This is a genomic window from Stenotrophomonas maltophilia group sp. Smal32 (assembly GCF_030237085.1).
Taxonomy (GTDB): Bacteria; Pseudomonadota; Gammaproteobacteria; order Xanthomonadales; family Xanthomonadaceae; genus Stenotrophomonas; species Stenotrophomonas maltophilia_Q.
Genome location: NZ_JASJSI010000032.1, coordinates 16,126 through 28,458, shown reverse-complemented (window position 1 = coordinate 28,458; position 12,333 = coordinate 16,126). Strand labels below are relative to the sequence as shown.

Below are 12,333 nucleotides of genomic sequence, written 5' to 3'. Positions count from 1 at the left end.
CTTTAATGTGAAAAGGTGTGGTTTTTTTTATTTTGTGCAAAATATGGCCGGTGGTGGGGGGGGGGGGAGCTGGGGGGACGGGGGGGGGGCTAAAACCGGTTTGGGCGGTGTTTAAAAAGGGCCCCCCGAGACAATTAAAAGAGAGCGGGTGCGAGGCCGGGGTGCGGGGGGTTTTTTTTTGGGCCCGGGGGGTTTTGCGGGGGTGGGGGGCCAAGGCGTTTGACCCGACAAAGTGTTATCAGACCCCTGGCCCGCACCTTGCACCAGCGCGGTGCAGCCGCTATCATCAGCGGCCTAGCAGTACCCCTGAAGGCGGCCTCCCGGCGGGAGTCCGGACCCGGAAGGAGGGCCGCAACCGGCAGGCACTGCAGGTTGCAACCGGAATCCAGTCACCGGAGTCTTTCCGGAAAAGGGGCCCAGCGGGCCCTTTGTCGTTTCCGGGGCGTCATGTTTTCACGCCGGCCAAGGCCGGCACCCAACCAAGAGATCAAGGCAGGCTGTGAGCGACAAGGCAACCGACATCGCGAATCTGCTCGCCCCGACCGTTGTGTCGCTGGGCCTGGAGCTGCTGGGCGTTGAGTATCTGCCGGCCCCCGGCGGTGCGACCCTGCGCCTTTACATCGACGTGCCGCTGGCTGAACAGCCCGAGCGCATCATCAATGTCGACGACTGCGAGCGGGTCAGCCGCGAAGTGTCGGCGCAGCTGGACGTCGAAGACCCGATCAGCGGCAATTACACGCTGGAAGTGTCCTCGCCGGGCGTGGATCGCCCGCTGTTCAACCTGGAGCAGTTCGCTCGCCACCAGGGTGAATCGGCCAAGGTCACGCTGAAGCTGCCGCAGGACAACCGTCGTCGCCTGCAGGGCCGTATCGAGGCGACCGACGAGGCCGCAGGCACCATCACCTTCATCGTCGACAAGACCGAAGTGGTGGTGTCGGCCGACAACATCGACAAGGCACGGATCATGCCCGACTGGGTGGCGCTGGGGCTGGCCCCGAGCAAGCCGACCGGTCCGGCACCGAAGCGTCCGAAGCCGAACACGAATTCTTCTTCCAACGAGCCGGCGGCAAAGAAGCCGCGCGCGGAGTGAGCCAATGAGCAAGGAACTGTTGCTGGTAGTCGACGCGGTCGCCAACGAGAAGGGCGTGCCGCGTGAAGTGATCTTCGATGCCATCGAGGCCGCCCTGGCCTCGGCAGCGAAGAAGCGCTATCCCGACGAGGAAGTGCTGACCCGTGTGGTCATCGACCACAAGGATGGCAGCTACGAAACCTACCGCCGCTGGGAAGTGGTGGCCGATGACGTGGTCATGGAATCGCCGGACCGCCAGATCCGCCTGATGGATGCCGTCGATGAAGCCGAAGGCGTGGACGTCGGCGACTACATCGAAGAGCAGATCGAGAACCCGGACTTCGGCCGCATCGCCGCCCAGGCCGCCAAGCAGGTCATCGTCCAGCGCGTGCGCGAAGCCGAGCGCCAGCAGGTCGTGGATGCGTGGAAGGATCGCGTCGGCGAACTGATCACCGGTGTGGTCAAGCGTGCCGAGCGCGGCAACATCTACGTCGACCTCGGTGGCAACGCCGAAGGCTTCATCCCGAAGGACAAGGGCATTCCGCGCGACGTGCTGCGCGCCGGCGACCGCGTGCGCGGCTACCTGGCAGAAGTCCGTTCGGAACCGCGTGGTCCGCAGCTGTTCATCAGCCGCGCCGCCCCGGAATTCATGATCGAGCTGTTCAAGCTGGAAGTGCCGGAAGTCGGCCAGGGCCTGGTGGAAATCAAGGCCTGTGCCCGCGATCCTGGCGACCGCGCCAAGATTGCCGTGCTCGCCCACGACCAGCGCACCGATCCTATCGGCGCCTGCATCGGCATGCGCGGTTCGCGCGTGCAGGCCGTGTCCAACGAGCTCAATGGCGAGCGCGTGGACATCGTGCTGTGGAACGACAACCCGGCCAACTTCGTCATCAACGCGATGGCACCGGCCGAAGTGCAGTCGATCATCGTCGATGAAGACAAGCACTCGATGGACCTGGCCGTCGCTGAAGACCGCCTGGCCCAGGCGATCGGCAAGGGCGGCCAGAACGTGCGCCTTGCCAGCCGCCTGACCGGCTGGCAGCTCAACGTGATGACCCAGGACCAGGTCACCGCCAAGTCGGAAGCCGAGCAGGCTTCGGCCCGCCAGCTGTTCATGGACAAGCTGGAAGTGGACGAAGAGATCGCCGGCATCCTGGTCAGCGAAGGCTTCGGCACCGTCGAGGAAATCGCTTATGTCCCGGTCGGCGAACTGCTGGCCGTGGAAGGTTTCGACGAAGACATCGTCGAAGAGCTGCGCGCTCGTGCCCGCGATGCGCTGCTCAATGAGGCCCTGGCAGTCGAGGAAGGCCTTGAAGACGGCCAGCCGGCGCAGGACCTGCTGTCCCTGAAGGGCATGGACGAAGCCACCGCGTATGCGCTGGCCGGCCACGGCGTGCGTACCAGCGAGGACCTGTCCGACCTGGCCGCCGACGAGGTCATGGACTTCGGCATCGAAGGACTGGATCAGGCGCGCGCCGCTGCGCTGATCCTGGCCGCCCGTGCCGAAGAGATCGCCCGACTGGAACGCGGCGAATGAGCCGGCAATGAACAGGGCCCTGAGCCGCTCAGGGCGTAGAATCCGCGCCACCTCCAGATGCGGGGGGGCGCCCACAAGATCATAGGATCCGAATGTCGCAGCAAACCACCATCCGCAAGCTTGCCGAACTGGTCAACACGCCGGTCGAAAAACTGCTGGAACAGCTGGCCGGTGCCGGCATGAAGTTCAGCGGTCCCGACCAGGTCGTGACCAGCTCCGAGAAGGTAAAGCTCCTGGGCTTCCTTCGTCGTTCGCACGGCAAGCCCGAGCAGGCCCCGGAAGAGACCGATCAGTCTGCAAAGAAGATCACGCTCAACCGCCGGAAGCAGCAGGAAGTGACGGTCAATTCCGGTCGCAGCAAGACGACCGTGAATGTCGAGGTGCGCCAGAAGCGTACCTACGTCAAGGATGGTGCTCGCGCCATGACGCCGGACGAAGAGCGCGCCGACATCCTGCGCAAGCTGGAAGAGTCGCGTGCCCGCAACCTTGCCGAACAGCAGGCCCTGGCCGAGAAGGATCGTCTGCGCGACGAAGCCATCGTCCGTGCCCGTGAAGAAGAGGTTGCGGCCAAGGAACGCGCAGAGGCCGAGAAGAAGGCCGCCGAGGAAGCTGCGGCTGCCGCCAAGGCTGCCGAGGCGCTGGCTGCCAGCAAGCCCAAGCGCGCTCCGATCGATGAAACCGCGCCGCGCCCGCCGCGTGCTCCGGCCGCCGCTCCGGCTGCGCCGCGCAGTGCACCGCCGCCGCCGCGCAACGACGACCGCAACAACCGCAGCGCACCGCGCAACGAGCGTGGCCCGGGCGACCGTTTCGCCGGCCAGATGCACCTGTCGGCTGCCGACCGCGCGCGTCGTGGCAACAGCAACAACAGCAACACCCGTGGTCGTCCGGGCGGGCGTAACCAAGCCGGTGGCCGTCGCGACATGTCGCGCGGTGGCAACAATGCCGGTCCGCACGCCTTCGAGCGGCCGACCGCGCCGGTGGTGCGTGAAGTGGCGATCGGCGACACGATCACCGTGGCCGACCTGGCGCAGAAGCTCGCGCTGAAGGGTGGCGAGGTGGTCAAGGCGCTGTTCAAAATGGGCGTGATGGCCACCATCACCCAGTCCATCGACCATGACACCGCCGCGCTGGTGACCGAAGAACTCGGCCACAAGGCGATCCGTGCCAACGACAACGACGCCGAAGACGCACTGCTGGCCTCGACCGGTGAAAACCAGGGCGAAGCCACCCAGCGCCCGCCGGTGGTCACCATCATGGGCCACGTCGACCACGGCAAGACCTCGCTGCTGGATTACATCCGCCGCACCAAGGTCGCCACCGGCGAAGCCGGCGGCATCACCCAGCACATTGGTGCCTACCACGTGGATACGCCGAAGGGCGTGATCAGCTTCCTGGATACCCCGGGCCATGCTGCCTTCACCTCGATGCGTGCCCGCGGTGCCAAGCTGACCGATATCGTGGTGCTGGTCGTGGCCGCCGATGACGGCGTCATGCCGCAGACCAAGGAGGCGATCCAGCACGCCCGTTCGGCGGGTGTGCCGCTGATCGTGGCGATCAACAAGATCGACAAGTCCGACGCCGACCCGATGCGGGTCAAGAACGAACTGCTGTCCGAGCAGGTCGTGGCCGAAGATTTCGGTGGTGATACCCAGATGGTGGAGATCTCGGCCAAGACCGGCCTGGGCATCGACGACCTGCTGGACGCCATCTCGATCCAGGCCGAACTGCTGGAACTGAAGGCCGTCGACGAAGGCCGCGCCTCGGGCGTGGTGATCGAATCGTCGCTGGACAAGGGCCGCGGCCCGGTCGCCACCGTGCTGGTGCAGCAGGGCCGCCTGAAGAAGGGCGACTACCTGGTGTGCGGCATCCAGTACGGCCGCGTGCGTGCGCTGTTCGACGAAACCGGCAAGCAGCCGGAGTTCGCCGGCCCGTCCATCCCGGTGCAGGTCCTGGGCCTGTCCGGCGTGCCGGAAGCCGGTGACGACTTCGTGGTCGTCGAGGACGAGCGCCTGGCCAAGGACGTTGCCCAGCAGCGTGAGACCAAGCGCCGTGAATCGCGCCTGGTCGCCACCGCCGGCAGCCGCATGGAAGACATCATGGCGACCCTGGGCAAGGGCGAGGGCCAGCAGGTCCTCAACCTGGTCATCAAGGCCGACGTGCAGGGTTCGGTGCAGGCCCTCAGCCAGGCACTGGTCGCGCTGTCCAACGAAGACATCCGCATCAACGTTATCCACTCCGGCGTGGGCGGCATCACTGAATCGGACGCCAACTCGGCGGCCGCTTCGAAGGCCACCGTCATCGGCTTCAACGTGCGTGCGGATGCTTCGGCCCGTCGCATCATCGAATCCAATGGCGTGGACCTGCGTTACTTCTCGATCATCTATGACGTGATCGATCAGGTGAAGCAGGTGGCTTCCGGTCTGCTGGGCGTGGAGATCCGTGAAGAGATCATCGGTATCGCCGAGGTCCGCGACGTCTTCCGCAGTTCCAAGCTGGGCGCCGTCGCCGGTTCGATGGTCATCGAGGGCGTGGTCAAGCGCAACAAGCCGATCCGCGTACTGCGCGACAGCGTGGTGATCTTCGAAGGCGAGCTGGAATCGCTGCGCCGCTTCAAGGAAAACGTCGAGGAAGTCCGCAACGGTACCGAATGCGGTATCGCGGTGAAGGCCTACAACGACGTCAAGCCGGGTGACCAGATCGAGTGCTTCGAGCGTATCGAAGTGCCGCGCACCCTGTAATGCTGCAAGGGGCCGGTCCTCGCGGACCGGTCCGCCACCCTGGTGGGGCCCGACCTCGGTCGGGCCGCCTTCCCTGGTAGGACCCGACCTTGGTCGGGTCACATTCAAATCAAGAGCCTGACCGCGTGCCCAAGACTTTCCATCGAACCGACCGTGTCTCCGCCCAGCTGCGCCGTGAACTCGGCACCCTGGTGCACAACGCCGTGCGCGAGCACGGGTTGCCCTCGGTGAGCGTGTCCGACGTGGAAATCACCCGCGACATGGCCCATGCCAAGGTGTTCGTCACCGCGCTGATGCCGGAGCGTTCGGCTGAAGCCGTAGCCGGCCTGAAGGAGCTGGGCTACCGCCTGCGCATGGACCTGGCCCGTGCGATGAAGCTGCGCCACGTGCCGGAGCTGCATTTCCACTACGACGACTCGGTCGACCGTGGTGAGCACATCGACAACATCCTGCGCGACCTGCCCGATACGCTGGCCGCGGAGAAGCGTCGCGAGAGCGACGAAGAATAAGCCAGCGCCGGGCCCATGCCCGGCGTCTTTCCATTCCGGCAACGCGATGCCTGTGCCGGCCGCGCTGCGGCAGCCGGGCATGGCTCGGCTCTACAACATCCTGTCATGACCCGAATTCAGTTCCGCCGCCTGGATGGCATCCTGCTGCTCGACAAGTCGACCGGCATAAGCTCCAATGCCGCCCTGCAGGTGGCCCGCCGCCTGTTCCGCGCCGAGAAGGGTGGCCACACCGGCAGCCTCGACCCGCTGGCCACCGGCCTGCTGCCACTGTGCTTCGGCGAGGCGACCAAGATCGCCGGCCTGCTGCTCGGCTCGGCCAAGGCCTACGACGCCGAGATCGTGCTCGGCCAGACCACCGATACCGATGACGCCGAAGGCCAGGTGCTGCTGCAGCGCCCGGTGCCGGTGATCAGTGCCGAAGCGCTGCAGGCCGCACTGGCGCCGCTGAGCGGCAGCATCCGCCAGCGTGCCCCGATCTATTCGGCGTTGAAGCAGGGCGGTGAGCCGCTGTATGTGAAGGCCCGCCGTGGGGATGTCATCGAAGCGCCAGAGCGCGAGGTCCAGGTGCATGCCATCGAGGTGCTGGAGCAGCAGCCGGAACGGCTGCGCCTGCGCGTGACCTGCGGCTCGGGCACCTATATCCGCAGCCTGGCCCGCGATCTGGGCGAGGCGCTGGGTTGTGGCGCCCACATCAGCGCGCTGCGCCGGCTCTGGGTAGAACCGTTCCGCGAACCGGCCATGGTCACCCTGGACCAGCTGCGGGCGATGGTCGAGGCCGGCGACGAGGCGGGCATGGACGCGCTGCTGCTGCCTCTGGCGGCGGGGCTGGCGGAATACCCGCGGGTCGACCTCGATGCCGGACAGGCCCACCGCTTCTGCGTCGGCCAGCGCCAGCGCGACCCGTCCTGGCCGCATGGCCTGGTCGCCGTGTTCGGTCCGGACGATGCTGTCCAGGGGCTCGGGCAGGTCGACGACAGCGGGCTGCTGGCCCCGCAGCGCCGCTTCAACCTCTGAACGGGGCAGGGTGGTTCAGCCCCGGACCTTGTTCCCGGCCCCCCCGACCGTTACAATTTCGCGGCCGTTTTCCGGCAGCCTGCCTCGCGCAGGTTTCATCCTCGTAGTCCACGGCGAGCCTGGCGGTGCGCGAAGCGCGTTCCTGCCGGCCACGCATCACAGAGAAAAAAGAAATGTCGATCGACACCCAGAAGGTCATTGAAGACAACAAGCGCAGCTCGGCTGACACCGGCTCCCCGGAAGTCCAGGTGGCCCTGCTGACCGCCCGCATCGAGCTGCTGACCGGCCACTTCAAGACCCACAAGAAGGACCACCACAGCCGCCGCGGCCTGCTGCAGATGGTCAACCGCCGTCGCAGCCTGCTCGACTACCTGAAGAAGAAGGACGTCGAGCGTTACAAGGCCCTGATTGAAAAGCTTGGCCTGCGTCGCTAAGCAACGAATCCCCCGCGGCGCAGCGATGCGCCGCGGTTTTGTTTTGTAGCACCGCAATCCCCGATTCAGGCCGGAACGATCCGGCCACCCGCTGGCGGCAAGGGTCGCCGACGGTCCAAATTCGCAGACAGCATCCCCAAGGACACCCTCCGTGGCAAAAATCACCAAAACCTTCCAGTACGGCAAGCACACCGTCACGCTCGAGACCGGCGAAGTCGCCCGTCAGGCCAGCGGTGCCGTCATCGTCAAGATGGACGACACCGTACTGCTGGTCACCGCCGTCGCCGCCAAGAGCGCGCGCGAAGGCCAGGACTTCTTCCCGCTGACCGTCGATTATCAGGAAAAGTTCTACGCCGGCGGCCGTATCCCGGGTGGTTTCTTCAAGCGTGAAGGCCGTGCGACCGAGAAGGAAACCCTGATCTCGCGTCTGATCGACCGTCCGATCCGCCCGCTGTTCCCGGAAGACTACAAGAACGAAGTGCAGATCATCGCCACGGTCATGTCGCTGAACCCGGACGTGGACGGCGACATCCCGGCCCTGATCGGCGCCTCGGCTGCCCTGGCCCTGGCCGGCACCCCGTTCATGGGTCCGATCGGCGCTGCCAAGGTCGGTTACAAGAACGGCGAGTACATCCTGAACCCGACCGTCAGCGAACTGGCTGACTCGCAGCTGGAACTGGTCGTTGCCGGTACCTCCAACGCCGTGCTGATGGTTGAATCCGAAGCCGCGCTGCTGTCCGAAGAAGTGATGCTGGGCGCCGTGACCTTCGGTCACCGCGAAATGCAGAAGGTCATCAACGCGATCAACGAGCTGACCGTCGAAGCCGGCACCAAGCCGTCGACCTGGGAAGCCCCGGCCAAGAACGACGCGCTGATTTCCGCCCTGAAGGAAGCCATCGGCCCGCGCCTGGGCGAAGCCTTCCAGGTGCGCGACAAGCTGCAGCGCCGCGACGCCATCTCGGCGATCAAGAAGGACGTGTTCGAAGCCCTGGCTGGCCGCGTGGCTGCCGAGGGCTGGAACCCGGCCGAGCTGTCGAAGGAATTCGGCGAGCTGGAATACCGCACCATGCGTGACTCGGTGCTGGACACCAAGGTCCGCATCGACGGTCGTGCGCTGGACACCGTCCGCCCGATCGCCGTGAAGACCGGCGTGCTGCCGCGTACCCACGGTTCCTCGCTGTTCACCCGCGGCGAAACCCAGGCCATCGTGACCATCACCCTGGGCACCGCCCGTGACGGCCAGGTCATCGACGCCGTTGCCGGTGAGTACAAGGAAAACTTCCTGTTCCACTACAACTTCCCTCCGTTCTCGGTGGGCGAGTGCGGCCGCATGATGGGCCCGAAGCGCCGCGAAATCGGCCACGGTCGCCTGGCCAAGCGCGGCGTGCTGGCTGTCATGCCGTCGCTGGAAGCCTTCCCGTACACCATCCGCGTCGTCTCGGAAATCACCGAGTCGAACGGTTCCTCGTCGATGGCCTCGGTCTGCGGCTCGTCGCTGGCCCTGATGGACGCGGGCGTGCCGGTGAAGGCGCCGGTTGCCGGTATCGCCATGGGCCTGGTCAAGGAAGGCGAGCGCTTCGTCGTCCTGTCCGACATCCTGGGTGACGAAGATCACCTGGGCGACATGGACTTCAAGGTGGCCGGTACCGCTGAGGGCATTTCCGCCCTGCAGATGGACATCAAGATCGAAGGCATCACCGAAGAGATCATGAAGCAGGCCCTGCAGCAGGCCAAGGCTGGCCGTCTGCACATCCTGGGCGAAATGGCCCACGGCCTGACCGCTCCGCGCGAAGAGCTGTCGGACTACGCGCCGCGCCTGCTGACCATCAAGATCCACCCGGACAAGATCCGCGAAGTGATCGGCAAGGGTGGTTCGACCATCCAGGCCATCACCAAGGAAACCGGCACCCAGATCGACATCCAGGACGACGGCACCATCGTCATCGCGTCGGTCAATGCCATCGCTGCCCAGGCCGCCAAGGCCCGCATCGAGCAGATCACCTCGGACGTCGAGCCGGGCCGCATCTACGAAGGCAAGGTCGCCAAGATCATGGACTTCGGTGCGTTCGTCACGATCCTGCCGGGCAAGGACGGCCTGGTCCACGTGTCGCAGATCTCCAGCGATCGCGTCGAGAAGGTCGGCGACGTGCTGAAGGAAGGCGATGTGGTCAAGGTCAAGGTGCTGGAAGTCGACAAGCAGGGCCGTATCCGCCTGTCGATGAAGGCCGTGGAAGAAGGCGACGCCGTCAGCGCCGAGTAATCGACCGAGCTGGTTCCCGGTAGGTGTCAACCTTGGTTGACACACTTCTGGAATCGCCAAAATGAAAAAGCGGGCTTCGGCCCGCTTTTTCTTTGCCTGTCTCCCAGCGCAGCCGCAACGCTATGCTTCGCCCATGGACACCCTGCGCCTGCTCGACCTGGATATCGATCGCTCGGCGCAACGCGTCAGTCGCAACGGCGAGATCCTGCCCGTCAGCGGCCTCAGCTGGACCCTGCTCGACGTACTCCTCCAGCACGGCAACGACGTCGTGGATTTCGACACCCTGGCCGCCCAGGTCTGGGCACCGGCGGTGGTCGGCGAGGATGCGGTCAGCCAGCGGGTGAAGCTGCTGCGGCAGGCCTTGGGCGATGACAGCCGGCGCCCGCGCTACATCCGTTCGGTACGTGGTCGTGGCTACCAGCTGTGTGCGTCGCCGTTGCCGGCCAGCGTGCCGCCTGCGCCATCCTCGCGCGCCCGCAGGCTCGGCTGGGGCGTGGCGGCTGTCGCGGTGCTGGGCGTGGTGGCCACGCTGCTGCTGTGGCCCCGGTCGACGCCACAGGGGGCAGGGCAGTCGCTGCTGCAGCGCGCCGAGTACTACGCGGGGATCGGCCAGGCCAGCAACAACCGCGTGGCCATCACCCTGTACCGGCAGGCGCTGCAGGCAGATCCCGAATCCACGCCGGCACGGCGCGGCCTGTCCCGTGCGCTGGCGGCGCAGGGCTGCCTGTTCAACGGCACGCCCGAGCAGCTGCGCGAGGCGCTGGCATTGGCCGAGCAGGAGCTCCAGCGCACACCCGGCGATGCCGCCGCGCACGCTCTGTGGGGGTATGCGCAGGACTGCATTGGCGACATGCGCCAGGCGATCACCGGCTACAGCCGCGCGATCGAACTCGAGCCGGGCGACGAGCGTAGCCGCGCATCGCTGGCCTACCTGCAGCAGGAACGCGGCCAGCTCGCCACGGCGCTGCAGGCCAACCTGTCCCTGAAGGCGCCCGAGCGCATCCGCTTCCGTGACGTGCAGGTCGCGCGCGAGCTCGAACTGCTCGGCTTCACCCAGGCGGCCGCGGATCGCCACGCGCGCAATTTCCAGCTGTATCCCGACAACGTGTTCTCCAACATCGCCTGGCCGCGCAGCCTGTACCTGGCCGGCGCGCCACAGCGGGCTCGGCAGGCGCTGGATGAAGCGCTCGCGCGTGGCACGCCGCATCCGCAGCTGCTGCGCCTGCAGGGCGAACTGGCGTTGCTGGCCGGCGACGCTGCAGGCGCCGCCGACGCGTTCGAGCGTGGCCGCCAGCTGCGGCCGCAGCAATCGCTGGGCCAGACCCTGGCGGCGTTGCATGGCGCGCAGGCTGCGGACGCCACCTGGATCGACCAGCGCCTGCAGCAGCTCGCTACCAGCGCGGGAGCGGGCGACGGCTGGCCCGATGCGGCGCTGGAGCGGGCGCTGCTGCTGCAGGCCCAGGGCCATGCAGGCGACGCGGTGACGGCACTGCAGCAGGCGGTCGATGACGGCTTCCGCGACGTGGCGTGGCTGCGTGCCACGCCGCTGTTCGTCCGCCTGCGCAGCGCGCCCGGCTGGCCGGCCCTGCTGCAGCGCCTGGACGCCGACATTGCCCGGCAACGTGCGCAGGTGCTGGCCGCCAGCTGGCGACCCGACGACCTGGCCGCGCTCAGCGCAGCGCCGGCAGCAGAAACTCGGTGAGGATGCGCCGCGACTGCGGATGGGCGAAGTTGCGGTTGAACGCCTGGCTGGTGACCACCGCCACCACGCGCTGCTCGGGCAGCACGAACACGTAGTTGCCGCCATTGCCGGACATCGCCCACACCGTGCGCGGTGAACCCTGCACGTCCAGCTTCAGGCCCCACCACTGGTAGCCGTAGTCGCTGCCGTCGGAGGTGCTCGTCTGCGGTCGCACCATCGCCTCGATGTAATCCTTCGGTACCAGTTGGCGGCCCTGCCAGCGGCCGCCATCGAGCACCAGCTGGCCGAAGCGGGCGAGGTCCTGCGTGCGGTAGCGGGTGCCGCCGCCGCCCATGCCGATGCCCTCCGGCGAGCGGTTCCACTGGCTGCGGGTGATGCCCATCGGTCGCTCCAGGACGCGCGCGGCGTAGTCGGCCAGCGGTTGGCCGCTGGCTTTCTCCAGTACCGCGCCCAGAACGAACGGATTGGCGGTGCAGTAGGCGAACGCGCGCCCATGCGGGCTGTCCTCCGGCCGCTGCATCCACGGCGCGAAGCCCTTCACCGGCAGGCCCAGGGTGAAGTCCAGCCACTTCTCGGACACGTACATGCGTTCCTCGTGGCCGGCCGAGAACGGGTTTTCGTCATCGCACTCCCAGAGGCTGCTCATGGTCAGCAGGTCCTGCACGGTGGTGGCACGCAGGCGCGGGTCGACCGCGTGCTGGGCAGTGAACGTCGGGAAGTAGTCATACACCCGGGCCTGCACGCCGGGCAGGGTGCCTTCGCCAATGGCTGCACCGACCAGCAGCGCGGTCACGCCTTTGCTGGCCGATCGCACGTCGTGCAGGGTCTGCGCGTCGGCACCGTTGAAGTAGCCCTCGTAGACGACCTTGCCATCGACCTGCAGCAGCACGCTGCGGATCTGTTTCAGTTCATCGCTGGCGATGGCCTGCTGCAGGGCCTGCAGACGGGGCTGGTCCGGTGGGGTGGCGCGGGCAGCGAAGGGCTGGCTGCAGATGGCGCAGAGCAGGGTGAGGGCAGGCAGGATCGAACGCATCGTCGGACTCCATCAAAGGGAGCCCGATTGAGCCTGC

The 12,333-nt window shown here is 66.6% G+C and carries 9 protein-coding genes; 8 read left to right on the top strand and 1 reads right to left on the bottom strand.

Annotated features, from left to right (window positions below):
- The first annotated feature begins 499 nt into the window (after positions 1–499).
- The 8 genes from rimP to QRO91_RS10110 all read left to right on the top strand — a co-directional run bounded on the left by rimP (position 500) and on the right by QRO91_RS10110 (position 11,263).
- On the top strand, positions 500–1,090 hold the full coding sequence (rimP, locus tag QRO91_RS10145; RefSeq protein ID WP_005410450.1) for a ribosome maturation factor RimP: 591 nt from the start codon (positions 500–502) through the stop codon (positions 1,088–1,090).
- 4 nt (positions 1,091–1,094) lie between these two features.
- Positions 1,095–2,606 (top strand): transcription termination factor NusA, encoded by a 1,512-nt coding sequence (gene nusA / locus QRO91_RS10140; protein WP_006458580.1) that lies wholly within the window; start codon positions 1,095–1,097, stop codon positions 2,604–2,606.
- 92 nt (positions 2,607–2,698) lie between these two features.
- Positions 2,699–5,344, top strand: coding sequence for a translation initiation factor IF-2 (gene infB / locus QRO91_RS10135; RefSeq protein WP_049427045.1), 2,646 nt, complete (start codon positions 2,699–2,701; stop codon positions 5,342–5,344).
- Positions 5,345–5,469: 125 nt separating this feature from the next.
- A complete protein-coding gene (rbfA, locus tag QRO91_RS10130) occupies positions 5,470–5,853 on the top strand; it encodes a 30S ribosome-binding factor RbfA (RefSeq protein ID WP_005410447.1) in 384 nt (127 codons plus the stop codon).
- A gap of 105 nt (positions 5,854–5,958) precedes the next feature.
- The gene (gene truB, locus QRO91_RS10125; protein WP_049427043.1) at positions 5,959–6,867 is read left to right on the top strand and encodes a tRNA pseudouridine(55) synthase TruB; all 909 of its coding nucleotides are present in this window, start codon (positions 5,959–5,961) and stop codon (positions 6,865–6,867) included.
- Between the two features lie 173 nt (positions 6,868–7,040).
- Positions 7,041–7,301 (top strand): 30S ribosomal protein S15, encoded by a 261-nt coding sequence (gene rpsO / locus QRO91_RS10120; protein ID WP_005410445.1) that lies wholly within the window; start codon positions 7,041–7,043, stop codon positions 7,299–7,301.
- A 151-nt stretch (positions 7,302–7,452) separates the two neighbouring features.
- The gene (gene pnp, locus QRO91_RS10115; protein WP_049427272.1) at positions 7,453–9,561 is read left to right on the top strand and encodes a polyribonucleotide nucleotidyltransferase; all 2,109 of its coding nucleotides are present in this window, start codon (positions 7,453–7,455) and stop codon (positions 9,559–9,561) included.
- A 133-nt stretch (positions 9,562–9,694) separates the two neighbouring features.
- Positions 9,695–11,263 (top strand): winged helix-turn-helix domain-containing protein, encoded by a 1,569-nt coding sequence (locus QRO91_RS10110; protein ID WP_049427273.1) that lies wholly within the window; start codon positions 9,695–9,697, stop codon positions 11,261–11,263.
- Here the strand turns inward: QRO91_RS10110 and QRO91_RS10105 are convergent.
- Positions 11,232–12,296 carry a serine hydrolase gene (locus QRO91_RS10105; RefSeq protein WP_080354967.1) on the bottom strand — a complete coding sequence of 355 codons (1,065 nt, stop codon included), beginning with the start codon at positions 12,294–12,296 and terminating at the stop codon, positions 11,232–11,234. The genes QRO91_RS10110 and QRO91_RS10105 overlap by 32 nt on opposite strands.
- Positions 12,297–12,333: the final 37 nt, after the last annotated feature.